At 48.5% G+C, this 16,886-nt stretch carries 17 protein-coding genes; 14 read left to right on the top strand and 3 right to left on the bottom strand.

Annotated elements, in window-relative coordinates:
- Nucleotides 1–308 precede the first annotated feature (308 nt).
- From IPL71_RS14415 to IPL71_RS14400, 4 genes are all read left to right on the top strand, one after another.
- On the top strand, nucleotides 309–1,208 hold the full coding sequence (locus IPL71_RS14415; RefSeq protein ID WP_345322704.1) for an RIO1 family regulatory kinase/ATPase domain-containing protein: 900 nt from the start codon (nucleotides 309–311) through the stop codon (nucleotides 1,206–1,208).
- Nucleotides 1,209–1,273: 65 nt separating this feature from the next.
- Nucleotides 1,274–2,695, top strand: a complete 1,422-nt coding sequence (locus IPL71_RS14410) for a trimethylamine methyltransferase family protein (protein WP_345322759.1) — start codon at nucleotides 1,274–1,276, stop codon at nucleotides 2,693–2,695.
- Nucleotides 2,696–2,741: 46 nt separating this feature from the next.
- Nucleotides 2,742–3,158 carry a hypothetical protein gene (locus IPL71_RS14405; protein ID WP_345322702.1) on the top strand — a complete coding sequence of 139 codons (417 nt, stop codon included), beginning with the start codon at nucleotides 2,742–2,744 and terminating at the stop codon, nucleotides 3,156–3,158.
- Nucleotides 3,159–3,530: 372 nt separating this feature from the next.
- Entirely contained in the window at nucleotides 3,531–4,001 is a 471-nt protein-coding gene (locus tag IPL71_RS14400) for a hypothetical protein (protein WP_345322700.1), read from the top strand.
- A 204-nt stretch (nucleotides 4,002–4,205) separates the two neighbouring features.
- Here IPL71_RS14400 and IPL71_RS14395 read toward each other — a convergent pair whose 3' ends face one another.
- Nucleotides 4,206–5,408, bottom strand: coding sequence for a creatininase family protein (locus tag IPL71_RS14395; protein ID WP_345322698.1), 1,203 nt, complete (start codon nucleotides 5,406–5,408; stop codon nucleotides 4,206–4,208).
- A gap of 20 nt (nucleotides 5,409–5,428) precedes the next feature.
- Nucleotides 5,429–7,282, bottom strand: a complete 1,854-nt coding sequence (locus IPL71_RS14390; protein ID WP_345322696.1) for a S9 family peptidase — start codon at nucleotides 7,280–7,282, stop codon at nucleotides 5,429–5,431.
- A gap of 214 nt (nucleotides 7,283–7,496) precedes the next feature.
- Between IPL71_RS14390 and IPL71_RS14385 the strand changes: the two genes are divergently transcribed.
- The 10 genes from IPL71_RS14385 (at nucleotide 7,497) to IPL71_RS14340 (ending at nucleotide 16,467) form a co-directional block, all read left to right on the top strand.
- Nucleotides 7,497–9,155, top strand: coding sequence for an ABC transporter substrate-binding protein (locus IPL71_RS14385; RefSeq protein WP_345322694.1), 1,659 nt, complete (start codon nucleotides 7,497–7,499; stop codon nucleotides 9,153–9,155).
- A gap of 63 nt (nucleotides 9,156–9,218) precedes the next feature.
- Nucleotides 9,219–10,166: an ABC transporter permease gene (locus IPL71_RS14380; protein ID WP_345322692.1), complete on the top strand. Its 948-nt coding sequence runs from the start codon at nucleotides 9,219–9,221 to the stop codon at nucleotides 10,164–10,166.
- Nucleotides 10,145–10,246 (top strand): hypothetical protein, encoded by a 102-nt coding sequence (locus IPL71_RS14375; protein ID WP_345322691.1) that lies wholly within the window; start codon nucleotides 10,145–10,147, stop codon nucleotides 10,244–10,246. Before IPL71_RS14380 ends, IPL71_RS14375 begins: the two co-directional genes overlap by 22 nt.
- A 3-nt stretch (nucleotides 10,247–10,249) precedes the next feature.
- Nucleotides 10,250–10,639, top strand: a complete 390-nt coding sequence (locus tag IPL71_RS14370) for a hypothetical protein (RefSeq protein ID WP_345322689.1) — start codon at nucleotides 10,250–10,252, stop codon at nucleotides 10,637–10,639.
- Nucleotides 10,600–11,616: an ABC transporter permease subunit gene (locus IPL71_RS14365; protein ID WP_345322687.1), complete on the top strand. Its 1,017-nt coding sequence runs from the start codon at nucleotides 10,600–10,602 to the stop codon at nucleotides 11,614–11,616. The genes IPL71_RS14370 and IPL71_RS14365 overlap by 40 nt, the downstream gene beginning before the upstream one ends.
- Nucleotides 11,617–11,618: 2 nt before the next feature.
- Nucleotides 11,619–12,182 (top strand): ABC transporter ATP-binding protein, encoded by a 564-nt coding sequence (locus tag IPL71_RS14360; RefSeq protein ID WP_345322684.1) that lies wholly within the window; start codon nucleotides 11,619–11,621, stop codon nucleotides 12,180–12,182.
- Nucleotides 12,179–13,165 (top strand): ABC transporter ATP-binding protein, encoded by a 987-nt coding sequence (locus IPL71_RS14355; protein WP_345322682.1) that lies wholly within the window; start codon nucleotides 12,179–12,181, stop codon nucleotides 13,163–13,165. The genes IPL71_RS14360 and IPL71_RS14355 overlap by 4 nt, the downstream gene beginning before the upstream one ends.
- A complete protein-coding gene (locus tag IPL71_RS14350; protein WP_345322680.1) occupies nucleotides 13,166–13,924 on the top strand; it encodes a TrmH family RNA methyltransferase in 759 nt (252 codons plus the stop codon).
- A 4-nt stretch (nucleotides 13,925–13,928) separates the two neighbouring features.
- Nucleotides 13,929–15,518: a diguanylate cyclase gene (locus tag IPL71_RS14345; protein WP_345322678.1), complete on the top strand. Its 1,590-nt coding sequence runs from the start codon at nucleotides 13,929–13,931 to the stop codon at nucleotides 15,516–15,518.
- A 1-nt stretch (nucleotide 15,519) separates the two neighbouring features.
- Nucleotides 15,520–16,467, top strand: a complete 948-nt coding sequence (locus IPL71_RS14340; protein WP_345322757.1) for an MDR/zinc-dependent alcohol dehydrogenase-like family protein — start codon at nucleotides 15,520–15,522, stop codon at nucleotides 16,465–16,467.
- Nucleotides 16,468–16,553: 86 nt separating this feature from the next.
- Here the strand turns inward: IPL71_RS14340 and IPL71_RS14335 are convergent, their stop codons facing one another.
- Nucleotides 16,554–16,868, bottom strand: coding sequence for a hypothetical protein (locus tag IPL71_RS14335; protein WP_345322677.1), 315 nt, complete (start codon nucleotides 16,866–16,868; stop codon nucleotides 16,554–16,556).
- Between the last annotated feature and the right edge of the window lie 18 nt (nucleotides 16,869–16,886).

Genomic DNA, 16,886 nt, shown 5'->3' with positions numbered 1-16,886 from the left:
TGTTTTTTGCGCGCCTCCTGCCGGTGATTTGTAGCGACATCCTTTTCTGGTTGTCTGTATTTTATAACCAATCATTGAACCGCAGGAGCGTCTCGCCCTGTGGTTTTTATTTTTAATCGCAGGGCGCAATCCCTGCGATCTTGTTTTAATGTGGGGAAGGTCATTTTGAGATTTTTAGTCAATAAGGTTTCTAACATCATGAGTAAGAATAAACTTCTTGAGTTCTTTGAAGAACTCGACAGATCAATGCTGAGGCAGATTCCTCTGAAGAACAATTTTTCCAGAAGCGCGAATCAAAAAAACGCCAGATGGAAGCCCGCCTGTTCACCCGCGCACAGGAGATCTCGCGCGAGTTCAGGTTCACTTATAAAGCTGCCCGCTTTGAAGAGGTCTGGCTGCTGGATTCCCTTTTTGAAATTGCAGATCATAAATGGATATCAGATGTATTACGCAAAGTTAAAGGCGGCAAGGAGGCTTCGGTGTACCTGTGCAAATCAGGTGAAGGTGTAGAGGCACCTTATGTGGCAGCCAAGATCTATCGTCCGCGTATGCTGCGAAATCTAAAGAACGACCAGCAATATCGCACAGGCCGCGCTGACCTGGATGAGAGCGGCAATGTCATTGTGGACGACGGCACACTTCACGCTATGCAGAAACGCACTGCGTTTGGTGAAGAAGTACGCCATCAATCATGGATCGCGTACGAATTCAAAACGCTGGAAAATCTCCATAATGCCGGAGCAGATGTCCCGAAGCCGTACGCGATGGAGAAGAATGCCATCTTGATGGGCTACGTTGGTGACTTGTCCAGTGCCGCGTCTGTGCTCAATTCCGTCTCGCTTGACTCGAGTGAAGCACAACGCTTGTATGAGAGAGTAATTCACAACATTGATCTTATGCTTACGCACAAGATCATTCATGGCGATTTATCAGCCTATAATATTTTGTACTGGAATGGAGATATTACCTTGATCGATTTTCCACAGGTTGTATTTCCAGAGTCGAATCCTGTTTCATGGAATATTTTCTCGCGTGATCTGACTCGTGTCTGTCAATATTTTTCCTCGCAGGGAGTTCGTTGTGATGCGCGCAAACTCGCACTAGACTTATGGACCTCGCATGGGTACAAGACCGCAAAAGAAGCTGATCCGAAATACCTTGATCCGGAAAATTCAGAAGATATGAAATTCTGGAAAAAGCAAAAATAAAACACATCCCCTGGCCATCTCTAGTCAGGGGATGCGTTTTTCCTGTACAATTGAATTGAGGAGATATTTTTAAGAATAATGTCCGCCCGCGATTAACGATGATGAGTGAAGAACAAATTCAGGAAGCACATAGGAATGTGTTGAAAGTATTAAGCGAGACCGGCGTCCGCGTGGATTCACCTGCTATTCTGCAAATGCTTGAATTCAAGCTGGGATTAAAGTCTCAGGATCGCATTATCAAATTCCCGCCTGAGATCGTGGAAGACGCGATCAAGTCCGCACCGAAGACGATTGATGTCTACGACCGTCGCGGCGAAAACAAACTTAATCTGGGCGAAGACCGTCTGCGCTTTGGGGTGGGGGTGACTGCGTTGTTCTATCAAAATCCTGTTGATGAGACTCTTGATATTTTCAAACGCAAAAATTTTCAGGACCTTGTCCGCCTTGGATCCAGTTTAAAACATTATGATGTGATTTCCACAGTCGGTATTATTCGTGATGTCCCTGAAGAGTTGACCGACCTCTACGGCTCGCTCGAACATATTTCGAATACAACCAAGCCTTTGGTTTTGCTGGTCTCTGACGAAAATAAATTCCCTGATGTGCTGCAGATGTTTGAAATGCTGCACGGCGATCTCGGAAACAAGCCGTTCATCATTCCATACTTCAACCCTGTCAGTCCGCTGGTGATGAATGCCGGCACTGTGGACAAAATGAAAGTCTCCATTGAACGCGGACTGCCGATCATCTTCTCAAATTACAGCATGGCGGGCGCGTCCACTCCGCTCACACCTGCGGGCACACTCACATTACTCATGGCTGAATTACTCGCAGGTCTGGTCATCAGCCAGACCATCAAGAAAGGCGCGCCGATCTTGCTTGGTATGCTGCCCGTTTATTTTGACATGCGAACCATGCTCAACTTTTACGATCCGCAAAGTATCCTGATCAGCGTGGCCTGTTCCGAGATGATGAAGCATTACGGCATTCCGCACTGCTCGACATCAGGCAGCGGCACCGGCTGGGGCATGGATTTAATTTCCGCAGACACATACTGGATGAACACCCTCGCGCTTCTTCTCTCACACGGACATCTGGCCCCGTTCATTGGAGATTCTCTTGGCTCGAAGTCCATCTCGCCCACGACCTTTGTCCACACGCATGAGATCATCGACCAGGCTCTGAGACTCCATAACGGCTTTCAATTGGACGATGTCAACTCAGCCGTGGATGAAATTGCAAAAGTAGGACCGGGTAAAAATTTCTTAAGTCAGCCGTCCACGATGCGAAACTATAAAAACGGATATTACATCAGCAATGTCTATCCACACTACAGCATGGAGAAATGGCAAGAGATCGGCTCTCCAACCGCTCGTCAGGTATTGCGCGAAAAGACTCAAGATTTGATGGCATCCGCTCCCATGCCTGAAGACCATGATGAGTTTATTGGAAAGGGCGAAGAATTTATCAAAAAGCATGTAAATTGATGCATGTTATAATTTTGTATCGTTTGTAATGAAAAGAGGACAATCAGTGAGTGGACAACGTGTTCGTCGGATAAGTGTTTGGTTGATTACAGCCTTGTTTGTATTGGGTTGTATTTCGCCATTCTTGGCGTCTGCTCCCACGCAACAAGCTGAGTCTCCTCAAGATACTTTGGGGACGGTTATTGCACAGACGGCAAATGCTGCACAAACGCAGACTGCCACAAATCTGCCTACGTCAACCAATACAGGACTTCCGACACAAATCCTTTTTCCAACGTTGACCCTCGCTCCCACACAAACGCCGCTTATATTGGTTTCTGTAACGCCGACAGCCACCCCCGGCTTTTTAATTGTAGGCACCGACGGCACACTCGTTTCTGTTACTCCCGCCGCAGTTTTATCGACTGCTTCCTCCGGGGAAAGCCAACAGCCACCGGGAAGTTGCAGGCGGCGCTGTGATTAAGACTCCCAGAGAATGGGAATGCAAAATAGTAGAGAAAAGCCCTGTGAAGGGTACTGTGCTGCAACCGGGGCTGGATTTTTACGCGTTTTGGACAGTATTGAATACAGGTACGAAAAACATGGCCTAGTTACGGTGTTGACGTGATTTACTTAAGCGGGCTTCGCGGTGAAAGCAGGCGAATACAGGATATATCTGCAACAATTCCTCCGGGAAATACGATCACACTCAGAGTGCCGCTTACTGCGCCTAAAAATGAAGGCTTTTATAATGTGATCTGGACCTTGAAAGTTGGAAAAACTGATTTTTGTGCGTTGAAGATCACTTTTGAGGTCAAGAAATAATTTTTTAACAGCAGACAGGATGGCACATATTATGGATCTTCTTAAAGTTTGGTCTCCCATTCTGGTTCCGTTGCTTGGCTTACTTGTAGGGACAGGTTGGCTGCAATATTATTTAAAATCCCGCAGTGAGAAGCAGGGCAAATATCAGGCATATCTTGAAGGTTTTTTAATTCCGCTTGAAGGTATTCTGAAAATAACATCTTCCAATTTTTTGAAATTGCAAGACGACCGTGAACTCACAAATTTGGAATATCACCCTGGCCGTTTACAGCATTTTTTTACATCACTAGCTGACGATGATCCGCGTAAGCTGCTGTGGAAATCACGTATTGAATGGATGCAGAAGGAAAATAAGAATGCGGTCGATCTGATCGATCGTTATTACGGGAAGATCAGGCTCCGTGAATTTATGGATGCCTGTGATGAATTTAATTACACGCGAAAGAATGGGAACTTATGTGGAGTGTGTTGTACGGATCAGGCGCTGTGCCCGATTCTTTAAATGTGTCCGGTGCGCTTCTTGCTCCAAAATTCCCAGATGGCCTGGAGAAAGCGTTGCAAACTGAGATTGCAATCACTAGAAAACTTGCAGGGCGTATGTAATCCTGATTTTTTTTGAATATAAACAAACAAAATGACGTCCAATACAAATTTTGGACGTCATTTTGTTTGCTGAAAAAAAGCCGTATTTGGTAAGTGATTCTATCTATTTGTTTTTCTTGAATTTTCCCCACAAGCCATAGCCTTCATTTCTTCTTTTTTCGCGCCGCTCGTGCTGTTCGTGGATTTCCTCCACGTGAGCGGCTTTTTCTGCGATGGCAGCTTCCAGCCATAGGCGTCCTTTTTCTGCGGTGCCGTGACTGCCCGCGCCGTATGCGCCGGTTTTTGTATCATCGTCCCACGGCGGATTGGCGATCAGTGAGCCGCCTTCGATCCAATCCATATAATAATCAGGTGTGGACACGAAATCTGTTTCATCCACTGCTCGTTCCATCTGGCATAGATCGGGGCGCAGATGCAACAGATACGAAGTCTCAAGTTCGCAGGCGTGCCCCATGCCTCCGATCTGTGAGGTGCGATATTTTTCCAAAGCCGCGGAGCCGATCTTTCCTGAAGTATGCAGCCAGGCTGTTGCACAAAATATCCGGCGGTGACGTTCGCCCGCGTATTTCACAATATTTACAAGGAACGAACTATTGCCGCCGTGTCCGCTCATGAGATAGAAGCGGTCAAAGCCACGGGCGGCGAGGATGTCAATTACCGCCACCCAGAAATCTTCGAAGGCTCGTCCGCCGGCGTTCATGGTTGCGGCAAAAGATGAGCGATGTGTGCTGACTCCATAAGGCATAACCGGCATCGCCCAACTGCGTGTAGGCACTAGGCTTGCTGTACCCTGCGCAATTGAATCAATAATGATGGTATCAACGGAAAGGGGGAGGTGATATCCATGCTGTTCTGTGTGACCGATCGGAATCAGAATCACTTTTCCACATTCCGTATCTGGTGGGAGAAAAGTTCGCGGCGCATATGTGGAGTCATGTGGCTGCGCAAGGACAAATGACGCAGGATACAAGAGGAACATCGATTGCGGGTCGAGGCCTTGCGGAGTTAAGCAATAGACCCGCGTGAAGCCGTCATCTCTTAAGCTGTTGAGCAGGTTGACGATATATTGAAAAAAGATCGGCTCCGGCAGTTCCAGTCCGCTGCCGCGCCAGCCGAACGGGAAGGCTGGCAGGAGTCCGATACGGGGCGGATTTGCCAATTGGTCAGCGAGCAGGCTGAGGTTATATCCAGACCCGAGCGGAAGCACGAGCGGTGTATCTCGCGGCAGATCAGCAACAGCGTCCCAGGTCATCTCGTCATAGTTGAAGAATATAGTATTTCGTGTAGCCATCGTATTACTGTTCATTTTTTATTTTCTCTTTTTATTTAACTAGGAAGAAGATACCAATCAAGGAATCTTTCCATGCGTTCGTACACATCAAAAAGGTTCTCCCTACGCAGGAAGCCGTGCGGCTCATCATCGTAGGTTTTGTATTCAAAGGTCTTCCCTTCGCGGCGCAATGCTTCGACCCACTCTTCACTGGCTTCGGGCGGAACCACGGTATCGAGCAGACCGTGCAAGATCAAAACAGGTTTTTGAATGTTCTTTGCGTCGATGATGGGGGAGCCTTTGAGATAGGTGCTTAAATTTTCAGAAGGATGACCGAGAAAAATTTCTGTATACAAGCGCAGACGTTTTTCACACTCAGCCCACGAGCTGACCAGATTTGAATCACCATATTTTGTAACGCCGCAGGCAAACAAATATTCAGGGTCGCGTGAAAGCGCGTTGATGGTCATATAGCCGCCATAACTTCCGCCTGCAATTGCGATGCGATCAGGTTTGATATCTTTGAAGGTTCGCAAATATTTTGCGCCGTGCAAACAATCCTGGGTATCGCCGACACCCCAGTCGTTATAGTTCGCGCGCTCAAATTCCTGACCATAGCCTGTGGAGCCGCGATAATTCGGCGCGAGATAAGTATAGCCCTTGGCCGTAAAATATTGTGCGAGTTCATCCCAACCAAAAATATATTGATCCTTTGGGCCGCCATGTGGGTACAGAATCGCGGCGCCGTTTGATTTTTCAGGACGATATAAAAAGGCGGGAATCTCAAGGCCGTCAAAACTTTTGTACGAAACGATCTCAGGCACAACCATCTTATTATTTTTAAGTGCAGGCGGTGTTGAGAACGTTAATTGAGTTACAGTATGTGCCGGAAGGTCCATGCGATACAGATCGGGCGGGAGAGTCGGACCTTCGAATTCAAACGTGATAAATGATTCATCCTTCGCCCAATTTGGATTCGAGTGAATGCCCGCCCCGGTTCGTAGATCGACCGTTGAGCCTGATTCTGTTTCGAGGAGCATTAAATTAAACGAGCCGCTTCTGTTCACCACCACGAGCATTCTTGTTCCAGTAGGCGACCATTCGTATTGAAAAATATCCTGTCCGGCTTTTGTGAGTTGGTGCAGACCTTCGCCATCAGGCTTGATGAGATACAACTCTTCGCGGCCGCTTTCCTGTGAAATAAAAGAGATCCACTTTCCATCGGATGACCATTTAGGAGACATGGCGCGTGTGGACGGTTTGCCGTATAGCGTCACCTGTTTGCCTGTTGCAATTTCAAGCAGCACAATATCCAAGCGATTTAGGTCATCAAAGCGGCGCAGGTTGAAGACGATGAATTTTCCATCAGGAGAAGGCCGCGCATCCCAATGGTCGCCGACCGTGTCTGTGGTGAGTGCGCGCGGCCATGAGCCATCGCGGTCTGTCAGTAATAACTGGTCGGTGTCGTTTCGTTCAACAGTGACGATCAGTCCGTTTGAGTCGGGCATCCAGCGTGCGCCGCTTGCAGCTATGGCGAAGTCTGTGATCTTTTTGGGCAGTCCACCCGCACGCGGCACGATATGTACATGGCCATGAATGCCAAAGGTCAGCCACTCACCATTGGGCGACCACTCAGGAATTTCATCATCCCAATAAGCCGCCAGCGGACGTTCGGTGGAAATCCGCGCAGGCCAGCCGCCGTTGGCCGACATGACAAATACATCTGACAGCGTTTCGCCATCTTTGATATAGGCGATCTCACCCTGAGATGAAAGCACGTGAGCCCGAATCCGCTCAAGGGAAGTGAGAAGCGAGAGGTTCCATCCCGCAGGTGGTTTTACATCCGGCCGTTTGACTGAAGGCCATCCATTCCGTTCATATTTTTCTGTAAGTTTGATGGGATTTTCCATGTGTGTTTACCTTTCTGAGATTTTACCAACACATTTGCTTTCACGAATTCTAATAATACAGTAAAATTCCCGACCAGTGGATATTTCCCTGATGTGCTTGAATTGTGGCCTCGTTGTATTCTAACGAAACAAGCAGCTGCGCTATGGCAGATGATTTCTGTCGTGGCGCTTTATTTTTAGGGAAGATCATTTTTAATTTGGAGAGGAGAAAAACATGAAACATAGAGTATTGTATATTTTAATCCTTGCCGCTTTAATTTTGTCGGCATGTGGAGGTGCGCCATCCGGTACAAACGGTGCAACTGATGAGCCCTCCGTTGTGCATGTTGGCTGGGCGGGTAGTCCGGATTCTTTGAATCCCGGGCTGGCTATCCTGACTGAGTCATATACGATTTTTGATCTGGTCTATGATTCAATGTATAACCTGAACCTGGATGGGTCGTTTACTCTTAATCTGGCTGATAGCGTTGACCGGTCTGATGATGGTTTGGTCTACACCTTCAAAATTAAAGATGGAATCAAATGGCATGATGGCAAACCATTAACCGCCGAAGATGTTTCTTTTTCCTATAACCTTTACAAAGACACTCCCGAGTACCCCTATTTGAACGGATACTACACGCCGTATTTCTCAAGTATTGAATCTACTGAGAAAAATGAAGTGGTGCTTACTCTTACAGAGGCAATTCCCAACCTTGAGAGCCAACTGGTGTTTCTCTATATTATTCCCAAACACATTTGGGAAAATGAAAACAAGGTGGAGTTTGAAAACACCGCCATGATTGGTTCTGGTCCGTTCAAAATGGCCGAATATGTGCAGAATGAATTTGTGCGCCTGACCGCAAACAAGGAACATTTTGCCACTCCGCCCAAAGTGGACGAGGTTATTTTCCAAACCTTTGAAAATCAGGATGCACTCGTGCAAGCGATCAAGACCGGCCAAATGGACATGATCACTGAAATGCCCAATACGGCTGTGGCATCCTTGAAAACAGTTGAGAATGTAGAAGTAGTGGTCGGCGCGCCGTTCTCGCCTGGTGTTTCGGATATTATCTTCAACCAGACCGAGGAAGAAAACTGCCCAACTCCTGAAGAAGGCGGTATCTGCACCGGTCACCCGGCATTGCGCGACCGCAATGTACGCCTTGCGATGTCACATGCCACCGATAAGCAAAAGTTGATCGATGTGGTTTTGCTTGGCCTTGGCACACCCGGTCTGACTTTGATTCCTGATGGTCTCGGTGTATGGTATAACGACTCACTCAAGGACTATGAATTCGATGTTGCACAAGCGAATCAAATTCTGGATGACGCTGGATATTTGGATACGGACGGCGATAAAATCCGCGAACTGCCAGACGGTTCACGTCCGCTGACTTTCCGCCTGAACTGGCCAAGCGACAGTATCTCTGCCCCCCGAACAGCGGAATTGCTGAGTGAAATGTGGGGAGAGATCGGCATCACATTGGAAATGCAGGCTGTGGACCCCGATGCATTGACCTCTCAATGCTGCCCTGCTTTTGATTTTGATATTATGCTTTGGGGCTGGGCCTCTGACCCTGACCCAAGCGCTTTGTTATATGTGTACACCAGCGAAGCCATTCCAACAGGCTCCAGTGAAACCGGTTACTCCAATCCTGTCTACGACGACCTTTATGCAAAACAACAGATTGAACTGGACTTTGAAGCCCGCAAAGCCATCGTGTGGGAGATGCAGAAGATCGTACATGAAGATGTTGTATACATCATTCCATTCTACGAGCAGGCAACTCAGGCTTATCGCACAGACCGCTTTACCGGGTGGATCACCAATCAAGCCAAAGTGGAACTTCCAGATTCTTCGTCTCTAGTGTTGATCGAACCCGTAAAATAACAATAACCCGCAGCTGGGGTGTGGAATTTCCACACCCCAGCCCCATAATTTCAAGGAGTGACCTTGAACCGTACCCGCGCATTACTAAAAAAAATAACCTGGTCTATTTTTACAATTCTATTTGTGATTGTTTTGAACTTCTTTTTATTCCGGGTACTGCCGGGTGACCCGGCGCGCGCCGGTATTCGTGACCCGCGCTTAAAAAAAGAAGCGATTGAAATGCTGCGTGTACGTTTTGGGTTGGACAAACAGGTTATTAATTGTTTTGAGTCTCTAAATCCGATCAAGGTTGGAAGCTGCACGGTTAATCCACTTGATACACAATTCTTTATTTATGCCCGTAATTTGCTTCAAGGCGAATTGGGGATCAGCTATCACACAAACCGCCCGGTTGCAGATGTTCTGGCTGAACGCCTATGGAACACGGTATTATTGATCGGTGCAGGGCAGATCCTTTCGATCATCATTGGCGTGGTCTTTGGTGTTTTTGCCGCCTGGAAAGCCCGCACCTCCATTGATTATGTTGCGGTGATTACCAGTCTTATGGCGTGGAGTCTGCCAACTTTTTGGCTGGCAATTATTTTATTATTTTGGGGAAGTAACAACGGGCTGCCTTTGGCTGGCAAGGCAAGTCCCGGCTCAAGCTCGCTGCCGCTTTTACAGCAATGGGTTGATATTGCCCGCCACATGATCCTGCCGACCCTGACCTATACCATCGTTTATATGGGGGAATACACCCTGATTATGCGTTCCAGTTTGATGGATGTACTTTCAGAAGATTACATCCTGACCGCAAAAGCCAAAGGGCTGAGCACTTTTCAGATATTGAAGGACCACGCACTAAAAAATGCCATGCTTCCGCTGGTAACGGTCATTGCCATTAATCTTGGTTTTACTGTGGCAGGCGCGATTCAAATTGAGGCGGTCTTTTCGTGGCCGGGCTGGGCGGCGCGATCGTTGAGGCTCTTGGGCGGCGTGATTTCCCTGTTTTGCAAGGCGCGTTTTTACTGATCGCGGTTGCTGTGATCTTTGCCAACCTGCTGGCCGACCTGACTTATAGTTATCTTGATCCGCGTGTAAAGGTGGAATAGCCAATGGACTCTACAATACAGGTCTCTGAACCAAAAAACCAATGGCTGGTTCGCTTTCAAAATTTTTGGCGGACATTTAGCAAAAACAATATCGGCCTTGTCGGCCTTGCCATGCTGACTGTTATTGTCATCATGGCGATTTTTGCACCCTGGATCGCTCCTTACGACTCATCTTCTTCAGCAGATTTTCAAGTCGGCGATATTTATAATCCGCCCAGCGCTTCCCATTGGTTTGGGACAGATGACGCTGGACAGGATGTATTCTCGAATTTCATTTTTGGAGCACGCATCTCCCTGATCGTGGGTTTCTTTGCAGCTTTATCTCCATTATCATCGGTGGTGTGCTGGGACTTGTGGCAGGCTTTTTTGGCGGGCGCTGGGAAAACTTCCTGATGCGTTTTACCGACATCATGCTCGTCATCCCGGATCTGCCATTGATGGTAGTCATCATCGCGTTAACAAAACCATCCCTGCTTAATATCATCTTTGTGATCGGCTTGCTCGGTTGGACAACCACCGCACGCGTTGTCCGCTCGCAGACTCTGGCTGTGAAATCACGCAAGTTTGTATTACGTGCACGCGCAGTCGGCGCGGGGAATGGTCACATTATTTCACGTCATATTTTGCCTTTGGTAATGCCGATCCTGGTTGTGCAGGCAGTGCTGGTTGTTTCGCTTGCCATTCTCAATGAGAGCCCTCTGTCTTTTATCGGACTTGGCGATCCAACCACCCTTTCGTGGGGACAAATGCTCAACTACGCATTTGGGCGCGGTGCCATGTCCATTGGCGCGTGGTGGGCTTTATTCTTTCCAGGGATCGGCATTGTATGGGTTGTGCTCGGGCTGACTCTGCTTGGACAGGGGCTTGAGCAGGTACTAAATCCCAGACTGGATACTCATCATTTAGTGCCGGGCAGGCCAACAGTTGAGAAAGACCGTGGAGAGGCGCAGATAAATCCCACAAAAAGGACAGTGCTCGAAGTCCAGAATCTATCCATCCATTATATAAATGAAGGCAAACCACCAGCGCGCGCCGTGGAAAATATCAGTTTTACCTTGAATGAAGGTGAGTTGATCGGTCTGGTTGGAGAGAGCGGATGCGGTAAGACAACCTTGATGTTGTCGTTGCTGCGGCTACTGCCTTCAGCCGGACAAATCGTGGACGGCAAGGTTTTCTTCAATAGCAAAGACCTGACCACGATCAGTGAAAAAGAACTAAACAAGATCCGTTGGAAGGAAATTTCGATCGTGTTTCAGGGCGCAATGAATGCCCTCAACCCGGTGCGGACTGTGGGAGATCAGATCGCTGAGGCAATCACCAAGCACATGCCTGATTTTCCAAAAAAGATAAGATACAGGGACGTGTCATAGAGTTGCTTGACCTCGTTGGCATTGCCGCAGATCATAAGGAACATTATCCGCACCAGTATTCAGGCGGTATGCGTCAGCGTGCCATGATCGCCATGGCGCTGGCCTGTAATCCACAGGTCATCATTGCAGATGAGCCAACCACCGCGTTGGATGTTATGATCCAGGCGCAGATATTGGAGCTGCTTGATAATTTGCGAAAGAAACTTGGCCTTGCGATTGTTTTTGTCACCCATGATCTGGGTGTGGTGGCGGAAATCTGCGATAAGGTTTTGGTTATGTACGGCGGAGTGACCGCAGAATACGCAGATGTGGATACTATTTATAATTCGGCGCGCCATCCATACACACAGGAATTGCTCAAAGCCTTCCCTGATCTGACGAAACCAAAGAAAAAACTCTCGTCCATACCGGGGTATCCGCCGCGTTTGGATGCGCTGCCTGATGGCTGTCGTTTTGCGCCGCGTTGTCCGGTTGCGATTGCCCGCTGCCATACAGAACAACCCATGTTACATAAATTAGGTGATATGCATATTGCAAGCTGCCATCTTGTTGAGGCATCCAAATGAGCAAAGAAAATTTCCTCGAAGTGCGCGGATTAAAAAAATACTTTGACGCCGGACGCCCCGCTTTATTCTCACGCGAATCACGCTTTGTTCATGCCGTGGATGATGTCAGTTTTAACCTTAGGCGTAGTGAAGTGATCGCGCTGGTCGGCGAAAGCGGATGCGGAAAGTCCACACTCTCGCTTTTGTTAATGGGGCTTGAAGAGCCGACCGCAGGGACGATCTCCTTTGAAGGCCGCGATATTACGCACTTGAACGATAAAGAGCGCAAAGGTCTGCGGCGTAAGATACAAATGATATTTCAAGACCCGTATGAGTCATTGAATCCCACACAGACCATCGAAGAGATCATCAACGAACCTTTGCTTGTACATGGCATTGCGCCCGATAAAAGCGAACGAGACGAACGTGTCAAGAAAGCCATGGAAGATGCGGGTTTGAAACCTGCCGAAGTATATCTATATCGCTTCCCGCACGAACTTTCCGGCGGACAACGTCAGCGTGTGGTAATTGCAGCCGCTCTGGTGCTTGAGCCTGAGATCCTGCTTGCAGATGAACCCGTCTCCATGCTGGATGTGTCCATTCGGGCCGAGATCATCAACCTGCTCGCAGAACTTCGCATCACACGTCAGATCGCGGTCATCTTTATTACGCACGATCTTGGTTCCGTGGGTTTCTTCGCCGACCGTGTGGCGGTTATGTATCTTGGCCGCATCGTTGAGATCGGCACCATGCTTGAAGTGTTGGAGAAACCCCAGCACCCATATACCAAGGCGCTATTATCCGTCCTTCCTGTACCCAATCCGCGTTTGCGCCGTGAGCGCATTATTTTACAGGGCGAAACACCCAACCCGATCGATGTGCCGACCGGCTGTCGATTTCATCCACGCTGCCCTGTGGCAATTGCTACTTGCAAGCACAGCGATCCGCCCTCCATCACACTCAGCAAAACGCATTCCGCAGCCTGTCTGCTCCTCGTAAAATAAATGGACATTACAAGTTTACAAAATACGACCGTTAAATATATTGTCAAACTGCGCGAAGATAAACGTCAACGCCAGAGGGATGGGGTTATGCTGGTGGAAGGCTACGAAGAGTTGACTCTGGCCCTCAGTAGCGGACTCAAGCCGCAAACGCTTCTTTCCGCGCCCGAGCTTGTTTCCCGTTCCATCGACATTCCCGCCGCTGATATGACCACGGTCAGCCGTGCGGTCTTCGAAAAGATTTCGTATCGTGATCATCCCGATGGCTGGCTGGGAATTTTCCCCATTCCAAGAACAGAACTCGCAGACTTAACATTAAGCCCATCGCCATTGGTGATCGTAGCCGAGTCGGTTGAGAAGCCGGGTAATCTCGGCGCCATTTTACGCACCGCTGATGCCGCCCACGTGGATGCGCTTCTCGTCTGCGATGCACGGGTGGATTTGTGGAACCCGAATGTGATCCGCGCCAGTCGCGGCGCGGTCTTCACGGTACCCACTGTCGAGGTTGAGTCGCCGAATGCGCTGGCCTGGCTCCGGTCCAAAAAGATGCGGGTGCTTGCGGCCACACCTTCTGCCGAAGTGTTGTACACTGATGTTGACCTGAAAGAACCCGTCGCGATAGCAGTCGGCACGGAAGATGAAGGACTGACCGATTTTTGGATGCAGAATGCAGACTTGAAAGTGTTGATCCCGATGGCGGGCAGGGTTAACTCTTTAAATGAAATTCTCTTTCATAATAGTTTATGTTTCCATGGAGAGTAACGGGTTGCTGGAAAAATCTGAGCAGGTTTACGCCCAGCTTGGGAAGAATTTAAGCATCACATCCAATGCTGTGACTGCTGCGGAGATCGTTTTGGACACCGCGCAGGAATTGATCGGATGGGAGGCTTGCTATTTAATTTTATATGACCCGGAACAAGGCACAAGACCCCGGCCATTATTAACCATCGACACGATCGATGGCAAACGTGTGGTTCAGCACGATGCCGCTCCTGAAAAACCAAGCAAGAATATGCTCAAGGCGATCCGTGAAAGCGGGTATCTTTCACTGTACGAAGAACCCTTTGAAGTTTCACCATCCTTATCCTTTGGCAACCGCGCGCACAGAACTCTCTCGCAATTGTTTGTGCCGGTTCGCAGTGGAGATCGCACGATTGGGGTGTTATCGATCCAAAGTTATAAAGTAAAGGCTTACTCTGAAAATTCACTGGAAGTGCTAAAAACATTATCCAATCACTGCGCCGGCGCACTGGAAAGGATCTGGGCGCAGGAGGCTTTGGCGCAAATGGTGGAAAGGTTAAAGGTGCTGTATCAGGCAACCCATGCCATCAGCGCCAGCCTTGATCTGGAGCAGTTGTATGATTCGATCCATACCACTGTTGAAAAGGTAATGCCCTGCGATGATTTTGTGATCGATGGGTACGACGAAAACACCAACGAGATCATTCCGATCTACGCAGTTGAATATCCCCGCAAGCGCATCTTTACTGAAAAATATTTTGCAGATCACGGCATGGCAGGCAAGGTCGTCCATACGCATATGCCTGTTTTGCTGAATAACGTGGCGGATATGGACGGCAGCGGCATTGACTTTGAATTATATGGGAGCGCGCCGACCGACCCGACACAGTCCATTCTGGCAGTGCCCATGCTTTTACACGGAAAAATTGTGGGGATGATCTCTGCTCAATCCTACAAGGAAAATGCCTACACTCGGGAAGACCAGTATTTACTCGAATTGCTGGCAGCCCATGCCGCAATTGCGATTGAAAATGCGCGGCTCTTTACAAAGGCGCAGCAACTAGCTGACATGGACTCTCTAACCGAGGTTCTCGGACGCCGTAAATTCTATGAACTGGCTGAAGCAGAATTTGAACGGGCGAAACGATCGAAAAAACCACTGACGATCATCATGCTGGATGTTGATGAATTTAAAAAATTCAACGACAGGTTTGGGCACAAAGTTGGAGATAATGTGCTAAAGCTGGTTGCGAAGCAGTGCAAATCATCTCTGCGGGATGAGGATATATTTGGCAGATTGGGCGGCGAAGAGTTTGCGGCTGCCCTGCCAGATACAGACTTGAATCAGGCAATGATCGCTGCCAATCGGCTGCGCAAGATCGTGGAAGAGACAGACCTCTCTGAGATCAAAGATGGGATGATTGACATGACAACCGGCAAATCATCTACAAAGAATGCATTGAGGGTGACTGTCAGTGTGGGGGTCGCGGCCTGTGACGAAACCTGTAACAAAATTGATACAGTAATCGACCGCGCCGACCAGGCCATGTATTTAGTAAAACACGCCGGGCGTAATCAGATCAGTATATGGAATAACAATGGAGCAGAACAATAAGATGCAGGCACTATGGCTTGAAAACAATCAAATTTCGCTGCGGGATATTTCCCGACCTCAAAGAGATGATGAAGCGCTGATAAAAATCCGCAAAGCAGGTATTTGCAGCACGGATCTTGAGCTTGTCAAAGGCTACTATCCATACACAGGTGTGCTGGGACATGAATTCGTCGGCGAGGTAGTGGATGCGCCCGATAAAACCTGGATCGGTGCGCGCGTGGTGGGCGATATCAACGCGGTCTGCGGAAAGTGCGAAGCCTGTTTGAATGGACGCCCAACTCATTGCGAAAATCGCACCGTATTGGGAATTGCCAATCGTGATGGAGTCTTCGCGGAGTACACCACCCTGCCGCTTGAAAATTTACATCGTGTGCCTGATTCTGTGCCTAATGAAATGGCGGTATTCACTGAGCCTTTGGCGGCCGCATTGGAGATCCAACAGCAGATTCAGATCAAGCCTGCGGACCGGGTGCTACTGGTCGGCGCCGGCAGGCTGGGACAGTTGATCGCACAGACTCTTGCGCTTACCGGCTGTGATCTGCATGTCGTGGCGCGTCATCCGTATCAACAGAATTTATTGAGCGCACGCGGAATTCGTTTAATAGCAGAAGCGGATATTCAACCCCGAAAATGGGATGTAGTAGTGGAAGCCACTGGTTCCCCCGATGGATTTAATCTGGCACGCAAAGCTGTCCGCCCGTGCGGGGTGATGGTGTTAAAGTCCACGTATAAAGGCGAGATGAATGTGAATTTTTCTCCGCTGGTGGTGGATGAAATTACGATCATCGGTTCGCGCTGCGGTCCATTTGAACCGGCGTTGCGCTTAATGGAAAAGCGTGAAGTTGACCCCACTGTGTTAATTGCAGCTCAATACAAATTAAGTGAGACGCTCAAGGGCTTTGAATATGCCGCGCAGCCCGGCGTGCTAAAAGTGCTGATCGAGGCGTAAGAATTAGGTAGAGACTTCGGAAGTCTTTTTTGAGGGTTCTTTGATTGGACGGCCTTAAGGAAGACTTCCGAAGTCTAGTTTATTAATTAATTATAGAAAATAAGCGAATAGACGAACTTTACGAAGAGAACCAGATAGGGGACGAGTGAGACTACCATTGCGGCAATTGACAGGGGTTTTGAGTCACTCTTTTTGCGGGATCCCACAACACCCAGAATAAAAGCCAATGGGGTGAGGCTGCAATAAAACAGGGCGGTGATATTGTTTATTTGACTAAAAGTGCCGGGGGAGATTCGCAGGTAGGATGATCCAATATTGGCGGCCAACGCAAATACAGAAAGCACAGCAACAATCAACGCGATGATGCCAAAATATGTTCTCGGTGTGGAAGAAGTTGACATATATCAGATTTTTCCTTA

Origin of the sequence: Candidatus Villigracilis proximus (assembly GCF_016717045.1) — a bacterium.
In the GTDB taxonomy this organism is placed as follows: domain Bacteria; phylum Chloroflexota; class Anaerolineae; order Anaerolineales; family Villigracilaceae; genus Villigracilis; species Villigracilis proximus.
This window is presented reverse-complemented; position numbering and strand designations above follow the sequence as displayed.